Annotated in this window: 13 protein-coding genes and 2 rRNA genes (1 of these 15 running past the window's edge); 3 read left to right on the top strand and 12 right to left on the bottom strand. The window is 35.2% G+C overall.

Annotation, left to right across the window (positions count from 1 at the left end; all coding sequences use genetic code 11):
• The 3 genes from GQ46_RS04545 to GQ46_RS04535 form a co-directional block, all read left to right on the top strand.
• Window positions 1-1,835: ribosomal RNA gene (locus GQ46_RS04545) — 23S ribosomal RNA — on the top strand; it begins 988 nt to the left of the window's first position.
• Between the two features lie 159 nt (window positions 1,836-1,994).
• Window positions 1,995-2,102 (top strand): 5S ribosomal RNA (gene rrf / locus GQ46_RS04540).
• A 251-nt stretch (window positions 2,103-2,353) separates the two neighbouring features.
• Window positions 2,354-2,854 carry a DinB family protein gene (locus tag GQ46_RS04535; protein WP_044398757.1) on the top strand — a complete coding sequence of 167 codons (501 nt, stop codon included), beginning with the start codon at window positions 2,354-2,356 and terminating at the stop codon, window positions 2,852-2,854.
• Here GQ46_RS04535 and GQ46_RS04530 read toward each other — a convergent pair.
• The 12 genes from GQ46_RS04530 to GQ46_RS04475 form a co-directional block, all read right to left on the bottom strand.
• Complete coding sequence (locus GQ46_RS04530; protein ID WP_044398755.1) at window positions 2,841-3,089, bottom strand: DUF6095 family protein; 249 nt, start codon at window positions 3,087-3,089, stop codon at window positions 2,841-2,843. The genes GQ46_RS04535 and GQ46_RS04530 overlap by 14 nt on opposite strands.
• Entirely contained in the window at window positions 3,079-3,900 is an 822-nt protein-coding gene (gene murQ, locus GQ46_RS04525; RefSeq protein WP_044398753.1) for an N-acetylmuramic acid 6-phosphate etherase, read from the bottom strand. Before murQ ends, GQ46_RS04530 begins: the two co-directional genes overlap by 11 nt.
• A gap of 29 nt (window positions 3,901-3,929) precedes the next feature.
• Entirely contained in the window at window positions 3,930-5,390 is a 1,461-nt protein-coding gene (locus GQ46_RS04520; RefSeq protein ID WP_044398751.1) for a TolC family protein, read from the bottom strand.
• A 6-nt stretch (window positions 5,391-5,396) separates the two neighbouring features.
• Window positions 5,397-6,749 carry an ABC transporter permease gene (locus tag GQ46_RS04515; protein ID WP_044398749.1) on the bottom strand — a complete coding sequence of 451 codons (1,353 nt, stop codon included), beginning with the start codon at window positions 6,747-6,749 and terminating at the stop codon, window positions 5,397-5,399.
• A gap of 2 nt (window positions 6,750-6,751) precedes the next feature.
• Window positions 6,752-7,996: an efflux RND transporter periplasmic adaptor subunit gene (locus GQ46_RS04510; protein ID WP_044398747.1), complete on the bottom strand. Its 1,245-nt coding sequence runs from the start codon at window positions 7,994-7,996 to the stop codon at window positions 6,752-6,754.
• 148 nt (window positions 7,997-8,144) lie between these two features.
• Window positions 8,145-8,960: a DUF4249 domain-containing protein gene (locus tag GQ46_RS04505; RefSeq protein ID WP_044404547.1), complete on the bottom strand. Its 816-nt coding sequence runs from the start codon at window positions 8,958-8,960 to the stop codon at window positions 8,145-8,147.
• 4 nt (window positions 8,961-8,964) lie between these two features.
• The gene (locus tag GQ46_RS04500) at window positions 8,965-11,340 is read right to left on the bottom strand and encodes a TonB-dependent receptor (protein WP_044398745.1); all 2,376 of its coding nucleotides are present in this window, start codon (window positions 11,338-11,340) and stop codon (window positions 8,965-8,967) included.
• A gap of 80 nt (window positions 11,341-11,420) precedes the next feature.
• Entirely contained in the window at window positions 11,421-13,643 is a 2,223-nt protein-coding gene (locus GQ46_RS04495) for an NADP-dependent isocitrate dehydrogenase (RefSeq protein WP_044398743.1), read from the bottom strand.
• Between the two features lie 1,023 nt (window positions 13,644-14,666).
• Window positions 14,667-15,017, bottom strand: a complete 351-nt coding sequence (gene rplS, locus GQ46_RS04490; protein WP_044398741.1) for a 50S ribosomal protein L19 — start codon at window positions 15,015-15,017, stop codon at window positions 14,667-14,669.
• Window positions 15,018-15,324: 307 nt separating this feature from the next.
• Window positions 15,325-15,822 carry a GyrI-like domain-containing protein gene (locus GQ46_RS04485; RefSeq protein WP_044398739.1) on the bottom strand — a complete coding sequence of 166 codons (498 nt, stop codon included), beginning with the start codon at window positions 15,820-15,822 and terminating at the stop codon, window positions 15,325-15,327.
• A gap of 7 nt (window positions 15,823-15,829) precedes the next feature.
• A complete protein-coding gene (gene trmD, locus GQ46_RS04480; protein ID WP_044398737.1) occupies window positions 15,830-16,507 on the bottom strand; it encodes a tRNA (guanosine(37)-N1)-methyltransferase TrmD in 678 nt (225 codons plus the stop codon).
• Between the two features lie 111 nt (window positions 16,508-16,618).
• Window positions 16,619-17,809: an MFS transporter gene (locus GQ46_RS04475; RefSeq protein ID WP_044398735.1), complete on the bottom strand. Its 1,191-nt coding sequence runs from the start codon at window positions 17,807-17,809 to the stop codon at window positions 16,619-16,621.
• Window positions 17,810-17,866: the final 57 nt, after the last annotated feature.

Below are 17,866 nucleotides of genomic sequence, written 5' to 3'. Positions count from 1 at the left end.
CCATGTCCGAGAGGGAAAGAACCCAGACCATCAGCTAAGGTCCCCAAATATATGTTAAGTTGAAAAAACGAGGTTGAACTGCTTTGACAGCTAGGATGTTGGCTTGGAAGCAGCCATTCATTTAAAGAGTGCGTAACAGCTCACTAGTCGAGCGGTTCGGCATGGATAATAATCGGGCATAAACATATTACCGAAGCTATGGACTTATTAATAAGTGGTAGGGGAGCATTGTAGTGGCGTTGAAGGTGTGCTGTGAGGCATGCTGGAGTAGCTACAAAAGAAAATGTAGGCATAAGTAACGATAATGCGGGCGAGAAACCCGCACTCCGAAAGACTAAGGTTTCCTCAGCTATGCTAATCAGCTGAGGGTTAGTCGGGACCTAACGCGAACCCGAAAGGGGTAGTGGATGGACAACAGGTTAATATTCCTGTACCTGCTCTCATTAAAAGTGACGGAGGCGAAAAGTTAGTGCGCACAGACGGAATTGTGCGTTGAAGAGAGTGGTAACACCTCGATAGTACACTAAGACTACGGTCGCGGTGATAATCTAGCAAATCGACTTCCAAGAAAAGCAAGAGAAGCAGCCCGTACCCTAAACCGACACAGGTAGTTGGGATGAGAATTCTAAGGAGCTCGAGAGATTCATGGCTAAGGAACTAGGCAAAATAGACCCGTAACTTCGGGAGAAGGGTCGCCCATCTTCGGATGGGCCGCAGTGAAAAGGTCCAGGCGACTGTTTATCAAAAACACAGGGCTATGCTAAATTGAAAGATGACGTATATGGCCTGACACCTGCCCGGTGCTGGAAGGTTAAGTGGAGTTGTTAGCTTCGGCGAAGCAATCAAATGAAGCCCCAGTAAACGGCGGCCGTAACTATAACGGTCCTAAGGTAGCGAAATTCCTTGTCGGGTAAGTTCCGACCTGCACGAATGGTGCAACGATCTGGACACTGTCTCAGCCATGAGCTCGGTGAAATTGTAGTATCGGTGAAGATGCCGATTACCCGCTGTGGGACGAAAAGACCCCGTGCACCTTTACTATAGCTTAGTATTGGTTTTGGATAAGTAATGTGTAGGATAGGTGGGAGACTTTGAAGCGGCGTCGCTAGGCGTTGTGGAGTCATTGTTGAAATACCACCCTTTGCTTATCTAGAGTCTAACCTTCAATGAAGGGACAGTGCTTGGTGGGTAGTTTGACTGGGGTGGTCGCCTCCAAAAGAGTAACGGAGGCTTCTAAAGGTTCCCTCAGCACGGTTGGTAATCGTGCGTAGAGTGCAATGGCATAAGGGAGCTTGACTGAGAGACCTACAAGTCGATCAGGTACGAAAGTAGAGCATAGTGATCCGGTGGTTCCGTATGGAAGGGCCATCGCTCAAAGGATAAAAGGTACGCCGGGGATAACAGGCTGATCTCCCCCAAGAGCTCACATCGACGGGGGGGTTTGGCACCTCGATGTCGGCTCGTCACATCCTGGGGCTGGAGAAGGTCCCAAGGGTTGGGCTGTTCGCCCATTAAAGTGGCACGCGAGCTGGGTTCAGAACGTCGTGAGACAGTTCGGTCTCTATCTACAGTGGGCGTTAGAAATTTGAGTGGATCTGACTCTAGTACGAGAGGACCGAGTTGGACTAACCTCTGGTGTATCTGTTGTTCCGCCAGGAGCATTGCAGAGTAGCTACGTTGGGAAGGGATAAGCGCTGAAAGCATATAAGCGCGAAACCCACCACAAGATGAGATTTCTTTAAAGGGTCGTAGGAGATTACTACGTTGATAGGTCATAGGTGTAAAGGCAGTAATGTCATAGCCGAGTGATACTAATAACCCATAGGCTTATTGTACGCCTGTTTTTTTATATACTTCGACAAGCTTAGTGCTAGGAAGTAGAGTGCAATACATTATTCTAGTTTTCATGTAAATCACGTATAACGTGCTTTTTTCAATATGTTATTTTATACGGTAAGTAGATTATTTAATATAACTACACACGCCGAAAGAGTTAAGGTGATTATAGCGATGGGGCTCACCTCTTACCATTTCGAACAGAGAAGTTAAGCCCATTTGCGCCGATGGTACTACATTTGTGGGAGAGTAGGTCGTCGCCTTTTTTAGAGAGTCCTAAACATTTAGTTGTTTAGGACTTTTTTTTTGTTTAAACCTTTTTTTTTGGAATCATATCACTAGTAGACGAATACTTATGTGTCCTAACGGTCCTGACAGAAAGAGTACTAAGCTGTTATATTAAAATAGATAATCTTTTTCTATAGTATAAACTGCTTTTAACTGTAAGGCGCTGTTTATATTTAGACTAATGACAAGATTCTTTTAATATTAAAGTTATTCTTTTTAAATTCGTTTTATGAACCGCATTCTCCAATCTACTATACAAACCCTTAATAAAACGCATAAATTATTATCTACGCTTTCTGATGATAAGTATAGTGACACCTCTGTTTCTCCATATTATTCTAGTATAGGTTCGCACATAAGACATATTTATGATTTTTATGATTGTGCTTTGAATGTAGAAGATGGACGTGTTGATTTAACAGCAAGGAAACGCATAGCTTGCATTGAGAACTCTTGTGATTCAGCAATAAAGTATTTTGATACTATTATTAGCCGTTTAAAGGCTGTGGATGTTTTAAATAATAAAGAACTAGTAGTTATTGACGATTTAGGAACAGGAAAGATAGAAATTAATTACACCTACGAGGCTTTATTAGCTCAGGGCAATAGCCACACCATTCATCATTATGCTATCATTAATTATATTTTAGACCGTTTGAACATTACTATTGATGATTCAGATTTTGGTTATAATCCGACAACACCAAAGAAAGTAACTAATCTAAATTAGTTTTATTGTTTTTAAACATGCTGTCAAGAATTGTATTTAGACCTTTAAAGGCAAAATATATGGCAAAGGCACAAGAGAGAATACCTAAAAGTAATAACGGTATATACAAGGGTTTTTCTTGGTTGCTAAAAGCAACATAGATTAAAGTTGGACCTAAAAACATTAATATCAAAGAAATCCCCATTTTTTTCAAGCCTTTTGTTAAGACTTCTTTGTCTGTTCGTTTAGTTTCCATCAGAATGATATGCTTTTATGGAGGCTCTGACATTGTGGTGTTCAGCTAGTAACTTTTTAGCTAATGTTTTATCAATATGTAATTCAGACATGAGCATTTTTACACCTCTGTCTACCAGTTTATGATTACTGAGCTGCATATCCACCATTTTGTTACCCTTAACCTTGCCCAATTGAATCATTACAGACGTTGTTATCATATTAAGTACTAATTTCTGGGCGGTACCTGCCTTCATTCTAGAGCTTCCTGTAACGAATTCTGGACCAACAACAACATCAATTGGGAAAGTAGCGGTTAGCGATAAAGGACTATGTTCGTTACAGCTTATAGAACCTGTTGTTATGTTTTTTGTATTACATGTTTTTAACGCATGTATAACGTAAGGTGTTGTGCCAGATGCGGCAATACCAACCACGACATCTTTATCTGTTATAGTATGGGCTAGTAGATCTTTCCAACCTTGAGTTGTCGAGTCTTCTGCAAATTCGACTGCTTTCCTAATAGCAGTATCTCCACCAGCAATTATACCAATAACTAAGTTATGTGAGACTCCAAATGTTGGAGGGCACTCAGACGCATCTACGATACCTAAACGGCCACTAGTACCGGCACCAATGTAAAACAACCTTCCGCCTGCTTTTAACTTGATTACAATTTGCTCTACCAGTTTTTCAATTTGTGGTAATGCTTTTTCTACCGCTAAAGGCACTATACTATCTTCCTTATTTATGTTTACAAGAAGTTCTTTTATGCTCATCTTTTCTAGATGATTATAATTTGATTCTTGTTCGGTAGTTTTTATAAAACTCATGTATCAAAAATAAGAATTAATCTACAGTTTTAATTATAAAGAATATCTTCAACCTCTATTTTTTTGTCATTTATAAAATCATAGAGAGTAAGTTGTCTTAATATGTAATAATCGCCCCAGAATTTTTCGAGAGAATTTAAATACTGAAGAATAGCTCGATCCCTTTCCTCTAAAGCAATATTTAAATCTGTAATGGTTATTTTATTTAGAATATATCTTTTTTTTGAAATCTCATAACGCTTCATTGAAACTTCTTTCGCTTTTTCAGAAGTGAACAAAAAATCTCTTTGGTTAGACCAGTTTAAAACATGCAAGTATATTTCTTGTTCAAACTCTTGTTTGTCTTGATTTATATTATTGTTAGTTAAATCTAAATTTGCCTCTGCCATTTTTCGTCTGGATTTTGATACACCCCAGTCAAATATTGGAATACCAACAGTAACTCTAACACTTTGTTGTTTGTTAAAGTTGTTGAATAGATTGTTGAAGTCATCTCCATTTTGAGAAATACCAAAATTAGCAGAGATGCCTAGCTCCAATCGATTATTTCCCTTTTGAAACGCTAATTCCTTTTCGGCCTCTAATCGTTTTCTTCTAAATTCGATAACTGCTTTTCTATTTGATTCAGCTTCATTCAATGCTTTGTCTGCATCTACATCAAAAAGTGGTAATTCTTCTGGAACATCAAGCACTATTTCTTCTGTGCTTAATTCTAAATACCGCGCCAAATTTTGAGAGGTTCTTTTTACCTCAATAGTATTTGTAGTCACTGCATTTTTTGAATTTAAAAAGCGCAATTCCATTTGCAATAACTCGTTTTCTGCAATCTTACCAACTTTATATCTGCCTTTTGAAATTTGAAATAAGGTATCTTGATTAGATAAATTAGTTTCGGCAATTTCTAATTGCATTTGTGCTTTAAGCAATTCAAAATAGCGACGGGAAGTACTCACTGATATTTGTTGCATATTTTCTATGAAGTCTCTTTTTGATTCTTCATAGATTAATGGTTCAATTTTCTTATCCCATTTAAACGGGTTATAGAGCATTGAATTTTGAAAATAATTAACCGTAAAAGGAATTACAGAATAGCCTACATTATCATTAAGTCCAAAAAGCTCAACGCGCTCTAGGTTTGTGTTTATAGATAAAGTACCTCCAGTGAAAGGTACGCTTTGTGATATAGATAATCCGCCTTCTATAAGTAATTGGTTTTGGTTTACAAAAATATCTTGTCCCGCATCATTTGTTATTCGTCTAACTGCATTTCTATATTCAGGTAAAACAGCGTTAAGTCTGAGCTCTGGTAGAAAACTGGCTTTGTACCGTTTGAATCTCCAATAATTGGCTTGATTTCTATTGAGATTAATTTTATAATCTGGTGATTTTTTCTTAGCTATTTCTATAGCTTCGGTAAGGGTTAACTTCTTTGACTGAGCATTATTGAATAATGGGAAAATTACAATAATAATGAGTAGAATTTTTTTCATAATTTATTATTCTGATCTTAAAGCTTGAATCGGTCTTTTTTTAGCTGCAGCTTTTGCTGGAAATATTCCAAATACGAGTCCAACAATTACGGCTATAAAGAAAGAAAGCATGATCGAGTTTAGGGTAAGTACGGTTTCTATTCCAGAAAATATTTCGATAAGATAAGCACCAATGATACCCAAAATAATACCTATTATGCCTCCACCAACGCTGATGAGCACAGATTCTGATAAGAATTGCAAAATAACATCTTCTTCTGTTGCTCCAATAGCGCGAATTATTCCTATTTCTTTGGTTCTTTCTAATACTGAAGCTAGCATGATATTCATAATACCGATACCGCCAATTAATAGTGATATTCCTGCAATAATAATTAAAACGATATTAAATATTTGTTTTGTTTTTTGCTGTTGTTTAAGAAGTTGAATAGGGATGGTTATTTCAAAATCTAACACATCATTATGTCTACGTCTAAGCATTTTGCTTAAAACTTCAGCCGTCGCTTTTAGTTCGTTGGTATTTGAAACTTGCACGGTCAGTTTATCTATTTGATGGTAATTACCTCTTGGAATCCTTTTTTTTGGACCATTTTCATTCCTATTTTGAACATCAACCTTATCACTAATTATTTTCCGATCTTTATAACGTACTAAGAAGGTGTTTATGGGGATGTAAACGTCTTCATTTAAGTCTCTTATGCCTAAATTTTCTTGTGATTTATCTGAAATTAATTTCTCTTCAATAACACCAATAACTTGGAGCCAAACGTCTTTAACTTTAATTTGTTTTCCTAGCGCACTTCCACCAGTAAATAGTTTTTTTTCAACTTTTTTCCCCACAATACATACAGGTAAAGCGTTTTTAATTTGATAGTCTGAAAAACTTTTACCACTTTCTAAGTTTATATTTGAAGACTCAAAAAAGGCGGGAGATATGCCAACGAGTTTAACAGAGTTTTGTCTACCATCATTAATAACATAAGTGTTTAAAATGATTTCTGGGCTAACAAGCTTTATACTAGGAATGTTTTTTTGAGCGCTAATAGCGTCTAATATATCAAGGCCTTTAGAAAATCGTTTAGATTCAGTGCTACTAGCGTTTTCATCATTCTCCTCGGCATCCTCATTTTCTTCATCTAATATAGGAGTAACAACAATGTTGTTGACACCTACTAATTCTAATTGTGCTAATATTTCTTTTTCTGCACCATTTCCTATAGCAAGCATCGTAATTACCGAAGCCACACCAAAAATAATTCCTAATGCTGTTAAAAAGGTTCTAACCTTATTGGTTTTAATAAACCAATAAGCTTCACTAAAATTAGATTTTAGTTTTTCTAAAAGTATTTTATCTATCATCTTTATTTTAATAGCTTTATACTTTTATCATCTGAATCTTCTGGTTTATTTAAATAAACAATATCCTCTTTTGCTAATCCTTTCTTTATAATAACAACTTCGTTATTAGATTGACCTAGCTCTACTTGTCTTTTATCGATTGATAATCCTGATTTCACATAGGCATAGCTAATGGAATCATTGGCGAAAACAGCTTCTAAAGGAATCATCAAAACGTCTTCTTGTTTATTGATTAGTATTCTGTTTGATGTCGTCATTCCTGGTCTGATATTCTGGTTGGTTTCATTCAATTTTATTAAAACTTGAAAGAGCTTAATATCAGAGCCTGCTTTAGTTTCTCCTACATTGGCTACATCAGTAACTATGCCATCAAGTTCTATATCAGGAAAGGCATCAAACCCAATTTTTGTAGTCAGTCCTTTTTTTATCTTTCTAATATCAACCTCATTACTGTAGGTTTTTGACTCCATTTTTGTTAAATCCGGTAAACTAGCAATTGCAGGTTCCCATGGCGATATTGTAGAGCCTACTTTCTTTTTAGTACCATTCCATTCTTTTACATAAGTCACCATACCGTCGTCGTCAGAATGAATCGTGAATTCTTTTTGCAAGGTAAATAACTCTTCTATCTGTTTACTAATTTTAGAAACTTCAGTACCTACCTCAATCATTTTGGCATTGGCTTGTCGCTTTTTTATAGAATAATCGGCCTTCTTTTCTCTTAAATCTCTCCCTGTTTTTTTTATTTTATTTTCTAGCGATCTAATAGTAGCGGGTGGTTCGTATATTGAACGCACGAGTTCTAAACTGTCCTCCTCAATATTAAACAACAAATCTTTAATAGAATTACGTTCTTGTTTAAGGGTTAAAGTAGTATCAAGTTGTTGTTGTGTATATTTTGATTGTGCTTTTTCTAGGTTTAATTGAGCTTCATTAATTTTTCCGTTAACTTCTGAAGCATCGAGTTTTCCAATGTAATCTCCTTTTTTTACAATAGTACCTTCAGCTACTAAATCCTGAATTTTTATTTGATAAATATTAAATCTTCTGGCGTTACTAGGACCGTTAATTTTTTTTGAACTTGTAGATTGGGCTTCACCAGAAATATAAACTTCATTTAAAAAGGTTCCTTTTACTACTTTAGCAGTAAGCGAAGCATCTTTTTCGCTGTTGGAATTAAAATAGGAATAAGCGATAATTATAACGACGATTACGCCTATTATATAGGTGATTCTTTTTTTACTCATGTGTTTTGCTTTTTGATTGATGGTCGTCAAAAGTAACCAAAAAAAATAATTGTAAGACGCTCTTTAAGTTAATATCCTCTTAATTATTATTAGTTTGCAATAATCATAATCTAGTATTGACCAGTATAGCATTGAACATTTAAATAAATCACTCAATGATATAGATGTATTCTGTGGCCTGTGATGCTCTAAAATAGCCAAACGGAAAATTATCAGGGTTCGTTACATTAATACAATTGCCGCGAACCGTTGCTGGCTGTACTTCAAAAGGACCACCTCCAGAATTTTCACTTTGCTGCAGTAATAAAAACATGTAGTCGTAGAACTGTTCTGAAATGCCGTAGTTTTTTATTGATAATTCGTGTCCTGATTCAGTATCTCCATTGGAATAGAAAGCAAAAATTTGGTTTCCATTAATGAATTCATCATCATAAACATTTAAGTAAGGATTAGTTTCATGTTCTTCTTTAAACTCAAAGAAATAATAATTCTCTTCATTTGCGGGGTCTGTATAATAGGCTTTTATTTCTATGTCTTCACCAGTAAAGCCACCCTCATTATTTTGTTCTATATAATCTATAGGCGTGACAGAAGTCATCGTTGTTGTTCCTCTATACGATTCGTTTTTATAAAGGATGTTCAATGTATAGGTTTCATTAAGTTCCGGAACAAAATTGAGACAGTCATAGCTACCATCTGAATTGTTATCCAAAAAGTTAAAAACCTGATTGGCTTGATTAGTAACTGTAACGATTGCTCCAGTAGCTGGAGGGATCTGGTTATTGAAAAAAGGGGCAGACTGTGTCAGTTTTATCGTTTGCGTTTCTCCTGAAGTGCCATCGAACCAGTTTAGTGAGGCTTCTATGACTAATCTTGGTAACGCACTAGGGACAGAGACTTCAATGACATCTTCACAAGAAAAAATGAAGACACTAAAGCTAAATATATAGAGTATTTTTTTCATTTTTTTAAAATTTAAAATTATAAGATAGTGATGGAATAATACCAAAAATTGCTAATCGCGTCGCTTCGTTACGACCGGTTTCTTCATTTTGTGCAAAAGAAATGGAGTTTGCATTTTTACGATTATAGAGGTTGTATATACTAAAGACCCAATGGCTTTGCCAGCCTTCTTTTTTTTCTGGTTTTGGGGTGTAAGTAGCAGACACATCTAAGCGATTATAACTTGTTAGTCGTGTAGAATTACGAGCACTATAATTTGGTATGACTATCCCATTATACTCATATTGACCATTTGGATACGTTGTAGGTTGGCCTGTTTGAAAAATAAAGTTCGTATTGGCTTTCCACTTTTTTGAGACATCATAGCTGCTGGTTATAGAAATATCGTGTGTTTTATCATAACCAGTATTGTACCAACTATTATTGTTAATGCCTGTTTCACTTGGGGTTCTCCCTGCTGTCTTTTGTTCAGATTTAGAGAGTGTGTACGCAAGCCAGCCTTTTAAACGGCCTTCATTTTTTCTAAATAATAATTCAAAACCATAAGCTCTTGCTTTTCCGTTTAAAATAACTTGTTCAATAGCATCATTGGCAATTAAATTCGCACCATCTATATAATCAATTCTGTTTTTTACTGTTTTATAATAACTTTCAACCTCTAACGAATAGTCTCCGTCTTTGAAATTTTTAAAATAACCAATAGCATATTGATCTAGCAATTGTGGTTTAATATACTTTCCGCTAGGCGTCCAAACGTCTAGTGGTGTTGGAGAACTTGTATTGGTTAATAAATGTAAGTATTGACTCATTCTGTTATAGCTTGCTTTTACAGAAGAATTTTCAGATAATTGATAAGCCGCTGAAAAGCGGGGTTCTAGATTTATAAATGATTTTATTGTTTCGTTCCTACTAAAGGACGCTGTTCCAATTGGATCTGCACTTTGATAAATTTGAAAATCTTCGTTGAAAAGAACGGCTTTATCATTTTCGTATATATTTAACTCTTTTTGACCTAATCTTAAAAACGAACTTAAGCGTAAACCGTAAGCTAAAGTCAGTTTTTCTGAAACCTTATGTTCTGCATCCACATAAATAGCATTTTCAAAAGCATATTTATCTATTAATTTTCTAGAATTAATTCCCGAAGTTGGAGTCGATGGTTCAATTTCTCCAGGATTAAATTTATAGTAAATGCTATTAAGACCATATTGTAATTTGAACGTGTCACTTAAATAATGTTTTAAATCGTATTTAAAATTGAAATTCTGTATGCCTGAATTCCAATTAAACTCTACGAAATCTAAACTTAAGCCATAGTAGTAATCAGAATAGATTAGTGACATATTTGAAAAGAGTTTGTTAGAAAATAAGTGATTCCATCTAAAATTCACAATGGTATTTCCGTAAGTATTTTTAAAGCTATCGGTTAAATTAAAGACATCACGACCAAAATAGCCAGATAAATAAATAGCATCTTTGTCATTGAGCTCATAGCTTAGTTTCGTGTTTAAATCATAAAAATAAGCGACATTATCTAGGTCAAAAAGGGGTAAGAATAGATGGGCATAACTACTTCTTCCTCCTAAAAGAAAAGCGCCTTTATCTTTTTTAATTGGACCCTCTGCTAATAGTCTGCTAGCGACTAGACCAATACCACCATTCATATGGAAGTCTTTACTATTACCTTCTTTTTGATAGATATCTAAAACAGAAGACACCCGGCCACCATAACGCGCAGGAATTCCGCCTTTATATAATTTTAAATCCTTTATAGCATCAGGATTAAACACTGAAAATAAGCCAAATAAATGTGATGAATTAAACACAGTCGCTTCATCTAACAAAATCAAATTTTGATCTGCAGCACCACCGCGAACATTAAAACCCGAAGAACTTTCGCCTGCGTTGGTAACACCCGGTAATAAAGTAATGGCTTTTATAACATCTGCTTCTCCAAGTACAACGGGAATTTCTTTTATAGTTGCAGAACTTAGCGCATTCACACTCATTTGAGGTTTTCTAATACTGAGTTTTTCGACGTTTTCGGTTAAAATGACTTCTTCTAAACTTTCTGCTGATACTACTAAAGTAAAGTCTTTTTTAGTGTCTTTATTTAGTACTATGGTTTCCGTTTTGGCACTGTATCCCACATAACTTAAAACAATAGTATAGGTGCCTTCAGGCAATGTGATAGAGTAGAAGCCGTATTCGTTAGTGATCGTTCCCGTTTTTTGATTTGGAAACAAAATATTAACACCAATTAACGTTTCGTTACTTTTTTCTTCTTGAATGGTTCCACTTAAAGTGAATTTATCCTGGGCGAAAAGGAAGGTATTACTCAAACAAAGAAAGATGAGCAATAGGAGTTTTGATTGATTCATTTATAGCAATTTTGCAGAGTAAAAATATAAAAAAAGCTCCCGCAATGGGAGCTTTTAACATAACCTTAATGATAAGACTATTAGTTGTTTAAAAGATTGTTTAACGTTGTACTAGGTCTCATGGCAGCATTTACTAACGCTTCTTTAGGTTCATAGTAGCCACCAATATCTACTGATTGACCTTGAATAGCGATTAGCTCACCAATAATTTTTGTTTCATTGTCTTCGAATTTTTTGGCGATTTTGGTAAATTCCGCTCTCAAATCTGCATCTTCATCTTGTTTTGCTAATTCCTGAGCCCAGTATAAACCTAAATAGAAATGGCTACCTCTATTGTCTAACTCACCCGCTTTACGTGAAGGCCCTTTGCTATTTTCTAATAATTTCTCAGTCGCTCTATCTAAAGCATCCCCTAAAATCTTGGCTTTTGGATTGTTATTTGCCTCACTGAAATGTTCTAAAGACACGGCTAGTGCTAAAAACTCACCTAAAGAATCCCAGCGTAAGTGGTTTTCTTGAGTAAACTGCTGTACATGTTTAGGAGCAGAACCACCAGCACCAGTTTCAAATAAACCACCACCATTCATTAATGGAACTATGGATAACATTTTAGCACTGGTTCCAACTTCTAAGATGGGAAATAAATCTGTCAAGTAATCACGTAATACATTACCAGAAACTGAAATGGTATCTTTTCCATCTTTAATACGTTCTAAAGTAAATTCAGTTGCTTTGATAGGAGATAAAATCCTGATATCTAAACCAGTAGTGTCGTGATCTTTTAAATAGGTGTTTACTTTTTTAATTAACTGTGCATCATGTGCTCTGTTTTTGTCTAACCAGAAAATTGCTGGTACTTGAGAAGCTTTAGCTCGTGATACGGCTAATTTTACCCAGTCTTGAATTGGTAAATCTTTTACCTGGCACATTCTCCAAATGTCTCCTGCTTCAACTGTATGTTTAATTAACGTTTTTCCGTTTTCATCTACGACTTCTACTTTTCCATTACCTGTGATCTCGAAGGTCTTATCGTGCGAACCATATTCTTCAGCTTTTTGAGCCATTAAACCAACATTAGGAACAGTTCCCATTGTCGTAGGATCGAAAGCACCGTGTTTTTTACAGAAGTTAATTGTTGCGGCATAAATACCAGCATAACTACTATCTGGAATAACCGCTTTTGTATCCTGAAGCTTTCCTTCGGCATTCCACATTTGTCCCGATGTGCGAATCATTGCTGGCATAGAGGCGTCAATGATAACATCACTTGGTACATGTAAATTTGTAATGCCTCTATCACTATTAACCATTGCTAATTCTGGACCATGCTCTAAAGCGTAGCGAATATCTTCTCTAACGACATCTCGTTTGTCTTCTGGTAAACTACTTAATTTACTTAATAGATTTCCAAAACCGTTTTTGACATCAACACCAATTTTTTCAAATGATTTTCCATGCTTTTCAAATAAATCAGCAAAGAAAACACGAACGGCATGACCAAAAATAATTGGATCACTCACCTTCATCATCGTGGCTTTCATGTGTAGTGAAAATAACACACCTTTATCTAAAGCATCTTCAACTTGTTCTTCTAAAAAGTCAATTAATGCCTTTTTACTCATTATAGTGGCATCTATAATTTCGCCTTCAAGTAAAGGAATTCCTTTTTTTAATAGAACAGTATTTCCTTTTTCGCTAGTAAATTTAATATCTACTGAAGTAGCAGCAGTTAGCGTCAATGACTTTTCATTATTAGCAAAGTCTCCAGCAGTCATCGTTGCCACGTGAGTTTTAGAATTGCTAGACCATTTCCCCATAGAGTGTGGGTGTTTTTTTGCGTAATTTTTTACGGCTTTTGGTGCACGACGGTCAGAGTTTCCTTCACGTAAAACTGGATTTACAGCACTACCTTTAATTTTTTCGTAACGTGTTTTGATATCCTTTTCAACATCATTTTTAGCATCATCTGGATAGTTCGGAATCCCGAAACCTTGTTTTTGTAATTCTTTAATAGCTGCTTTTAATTGCGGAATGGAAGCAGATATATTAGGTAGTTTTATAATGTTCGCCTCAGGTTTTTTCACAAGTTCGCCTAAAAAGGCTAAATCGTCTGATACCTGTTGGTCATCTTTCAAAAAATCTGGAAACGCAGCAAGTATTCTGGCAGCTAGAGAAATATCTTTTGTTTCAATATTAATTCCTGAAGATTCCACAAATGCTTTTACAATTGGCAAAAAAGAACGTGTTGCTAAAGCTGGAGCTTCATCAGTTTTTGTATAAATGATTTTTGGTGTTGTTGACATATGTAATTAGTGTATTTTAATTTGTAAAAACCGAAGCTTTTCGGGACTGCGAATATACAAAAATTCAATACCATATTAAAGCCTATTGCGGTTGTTTTGAAGTTTTGACAGAAGACTCAAGGATTAACTCGAAGTGCGTTTTTATTTTATAGTAATAAACTGATGGAGGGTAGACCAAGCGTGTTTTCTTGGTGAAATTTTAAACCTTTAAGCTGTTAGTTATAAAATTTATTCCCGTGTTTTTTCTGGAGTAAAGTGGGTGCTTTTTTTTAAACACAGGTCATCAATTTTTAAATACGATATAACTTTTGTGTTGCGCTAAAAACCTCCAATAAATAAAATCTAAGAAATCTTGCTAAAACAAAAGCCATAACATAATAGATTAAACTATTGATATTATGGCTTTCTTCGAATTAACATCCTCGTGACCTAGTTAGCTCTCGCTAACGCAATCTAAAACCGAAGTTTTACATCTTTTCAATTCAAGATTAGTTAAATCGATAGTACATTTGGTAACTTTCTAAATGTATAGAACTGATACTGCTACGTACTCTTTATTGTTTTTCTTGATGTTCTATTACGTTTAACTTCGCTTGCACGTTGTTTTTACAATAGAACATTGTTTCTTCGTTTCATAATCACTTTCGATCCTATTACTTTTTCCGAAACTTTCAGTTTTTCAAATTAAAATCTGCAACAGCATATCTTAATTCTACAAACATCATGATTTTACGATAGTCATATATACATATGATATTTCAAAATCTCAAAAAACAATTATTTTAAAGAACGAGTCTTTAAAAAATTAATACAAATCCGAAATTTAACTCGTAACCAACAAAAGTTGTTATTAATTCTTATACTAAGATACATTATAAGTTTCGAAAAACCTATGGTTTTAACATATTAGTTATCAACCGGTTATGAACTAGCATTATTAACAATTGTTGATAATGCCATAAATGTAAAAAGCCTGACTTATTTAAGTCAGGCTTTTCTAATCGTATAATAGCTAAGCGATTATTATCTTCTTGCTTCTTTAATTCTAGCTTTCTTACCAGTAAGACCTCTAAAGTAAAAGATTCTAGCGCGACGTACACTACCTTTCTTGTTTATTTCAATTTTTTGCAATGCAGGTAAATTAACAGGGAAGATACGTTCTACACCAACTGTTCCTGACATTTTTCTAATAGTAAAAGTTTCTGATGTTCCAGAGCCTCTTCTTTGTAATACTACACCTCTAAAGAACTGCACTCTACTTTTTTCACCTTCACGAATTTCGTAGTATACAGTAATTGTATCACCAGCCGAAAATGCTGGAAAGTCTTTTGTTGGTACAAATTCGTCTTGTACAAATTTTATTAAAGATTCCATCTTTATAATTTTTTAGTTTATTAATTCAGAATAACATTCACGTATATCGCCAGAGGTTAGTCCGAAATTGGGTGCAAATATAGTTAATAATGAATAATTAACAATTAATAAGTTCTCTTTTTTTGATGTTACTTGTTGTTTAGACCCACAAGGTATTAAAAACGGTGCTGTAGTATAAAAAGAGTGAGACTTTACTAACTTTTTTATTTCTTATAAGAACCTCGTGAATTTACATTCAGGAGTTGTTATTAATTAAATAAGAATAAGCGCGTAACTAACTCGTAACTATGCTCTTAGCGTCTGGAGCTTATTCTTTAATTCTAATGGGTATATACACTGTTTCCTCAGAGTCGGGAGAGTCCTTTTTGTAGTTATCTCCTAATACGTGAAAATGTGCTCTGTCGTCTAAAACATATTCAGATTTTGGAAACCATTCCCCAAAAATAAACTGCATGAGCTTTGGAAATGCTTCGGCCAACCCTTTATGCATGAAGACAGCATATAAACCACCTCGTAAATTGTAAGAGGTCATCGTTTCTGGAATAGACTCATAGTCTGAAACTTCAACGGTCGCCCATTTCTCAAAGGTTGTATTCGGATTAAATTGAGAAAAATAATTAATAGAATCATAGACTAACACTTCATAAATAGCTGTGTCAACCGTATTAGGAATCTGTCTTCTATTCGGCATAAAGCTAGAAAATAATTCAAAGGTTTTATTTTCGAGCAAAGACATTTCAACGGATTGTCCAACCAATTTCTTGTCTTGAAGTGTTATTATTTTTGGAGCTGAATAAGTATCCATAATTTTGCTAATCTTCGAGTAAATCTGGTCGCCGTTCTTGCGTTCTCTTATACGCTTGTTCTTCACGCCATTTTTCAATTTTAGCCGCATGCCCACTAAATAATACGTCTGGTACTTTGTATCCTTTATAGTCTCTTGGTTTCGTATAAATAGGGGGGGCGAGTAAATTGTCCTGAAAAGAATCGGTTAGGGCAGAGGTTTCATTACCTAAAACACCAGGAATTAATCGAATCACTGCATCACATAATACCGCAGCTCCCAATTCACCACCAGAAAGGACATAATCGCCAATAGAGATTTCTTTGGTGACAAACATATCGCGAACCCGCTGGTCTACCCCTTTATAATGTCCGCAAAGAATAATAATATTTTCTTTTAAAGAGAGCGTGTTAGCAATCCCTTGGTTTAAGGTTGCTCCGTCGGGTGTCATGTAGATCACTTCGTCGTAATCACGTTGTTCTTTTAAGTGAGAGATACATTTGTCTATGGGTTCACAGGTCATTACCATACCTGCACCACCACCAAATTGTGTATCGTCTACAGATTTATAATTATCTGTGGTATAATCCCGTAGGTTATGAAAGTGTACTGAAACTAAATTGGCCTCTATAGCACGCTTTAAAATTGAAGCTTCAAATGGGCTTTTTAATAATTCTGGTAATACCGTGATGATGTCAATTCTCATTATTCTTCTTATTATAAGCATGCAAAGATAATTGAATTGTTTTAAGCATTGTTGAATTCTATTTTTTAAAGGTTTGTTTGATGCTTGAACTAAATTGCTTTTCAATATTGTTTAGCTTCTTTTCGGTATCGTTATTTTGTTTTTCTTTCGCAATGCAATCAAACCCAAAATAGGACCTATCGCTAAAATGGTGTAGATGCCATTTGAGTCAGTAAGCGCTATTATTCTGGTTATAATTTGAATGCTAAATATTGTTATTGAGAAACCAAGGCAATTAACAATTGTAAGAGCAGTACCTTTTAGTTCTGCTGGTGCGTTTTGAGCCACCAGTGCTGATAAAAGGGGTGAGTCTGCAATAACTACCAAGCCCCAAAGCATAAGAAAACCAATAAACAAGCTTTCAAAGTCACTCGCAAATAAGACTGGTGAAATTAAGCAACACCCACATGATAAGAATAGTGCGATATATGCTGTTCGTTTGGTTCCCGCTGTTTGTGCAAGATAGCTTCCTAGTATGCAGGACAAACCACCGATTCCAATTATTAAGAACGATAACATGGGAATATTAAATAGGGTTTGAGGATGTTCAAGACTATATTTTTTTAGCATAAGGGGAACAAATGCCCAAAAGGCATACAGCTCCCACATGTGTCCAAAATAACCGAAAGCTACAGAGCGGAATTCTTGATTGTGAAATATGCTAAAAAAAGCAGATAGATTTGTACGCTGGCTCGATTTTCGGTAGGGACCATCAGGCACCATAATGAACATTAATAAGCCACCTAAAACTGCAAGAGACGAAGTTGCTATCAGTACAGATCTCCAAGGGTATTGGTAAGTCATTTCATTTAGTAAATGTGGAAATGCAGTGCCTAAAACCAATGCGCCAACTAAAAACCCTAGGGGTTTATTAAGTCCTTTCTGATAGTAATCTGCGGCTATTTTCATACCTACTGGGTAGATGCCCGCGAGAAAAAAACCTGTAAAAAAACGAAATAAAAGCAAGCTTATTAAACTGTTACTTTCCCATATTACTGCTAAATTAAATAATGATCCAAGCAGTGCACAGATTAAAAATACTTTTGAAGGTGAATACCGGTCGGCAATAGTGAAAATCGCAAAAATTAGTGTGCCAATAATAAAACCAAATTGTACGGCTGATGTTAAGTGTCCTAAAGCACTTAATTTAAGATTAAAATTTATGGTAAGATCGTTAATTACACCGTTTCCAGCAAACCATAAGGATGTGCAGCAGAATTGAGAGATTACAATTACAGGAACTATTAGCTTAAGGTGTTTCACTTATGGTGTTATTCAATGGTATCCAATGTTTTTTTTAAGTCTCGAAAGTTTGGGATT

This window comes from Lacinutrix sp. Hel_I_90 (assembly GCF_000934685.1).
Classification (GTDB): domain Bacteria; phylum Bacteroidota; class Bacteroidia; order Flavobacteriales; family Flavobacteriaceae; genus Lacinutrix.
The sequence above is the reverse complement of the archived record's forward strand: the minus strand, read 5'-3'. Positions and strand labels throughout refer to the sequence as shown.

Bases quoted from the DNA above. Each gene is read 5' to 3' on its own strand.
- GQ46_RS04515 (WP_044398749.1), bottom strand. From the start codon at position 6,749: ATGATAGATAAAATACTTTTAGAAAAACTAAAATCTAATTTTAGTGAA.
- GQ46_RS04495 (WP_044398743.1), bottom strand. From the start codon at position 13,643: ATGTCAACAACACCAAAAATCATTTATACAAAAACTGATGAAGCTCCA.
- rplS (WP_044398741.1), bottom strand. From the start codon at position 15,017: ATGGAATCTTTAATAAAATTTGTACAAGACGAATTTGTACCAACAAAA.
- GQ46_RS04530 (WP_044398755.1), bottom strand. From the start codon at position 3,089: ATGGAAACTAAACGAACAGACAAAGAAGTCTTAACAAAAGGCTTGAAA.
- GQ46_RS04500 (WP_044398745.1), bottom strand. From the start codon at position 11,340: ATGAATCAATCAAAACTCCTATTGCTCATCTTTCTTTGTTTGAGTAAT.
- GQ46_RS04505 (WP_044404547.1), bottom strand. From the start codon at position 8,960: ATGAAAAAAATACTCTATATATTTAGCTTTAGTGTCTTCATTTTTTCT.
- GQ46_RS04520 (WP_044398751.1), bottom strand. From the start codon at position 5,390: ATGAAAAAAATTCTACTCATTATTATTGTAATTTTCCCATTATTCAAT.
- trmD (WP_044398737.1), bottom strand. From the start codon at position 16,507: ATGAGAATTGACATCATCACGGTATTACCAGAATTATTAAAAAGCCCA.
- GQ46_RS04510 (WP_044398747.1), bottom strand. From the start codon at position 7,996: ATGAGTAAAAAAAGAATCACCTATATAATAGGCGTAATCGTCGTTATA.
- murQ (WP_044398753.1), bottom strand. From the start codon at position 3,900: ATGAGTTTTATAAAAACTACCGAACAAGAATCAAATTATAATCATCTA.
- GQ46_RS04485 (WP_044398739.1), bottom strand. From the start codon at position 15,822: ATGGATACTTATTCAGCTCCAAAAATAATAACACTTCAAGACAAGAAA.
- GQ46_RS04535 (WP_044398757.1), top strand. From the start codon at position 2,354: ATGAACCGCATTCTCCAATCTACTATACAAACCCTTAATAAAACGCAT.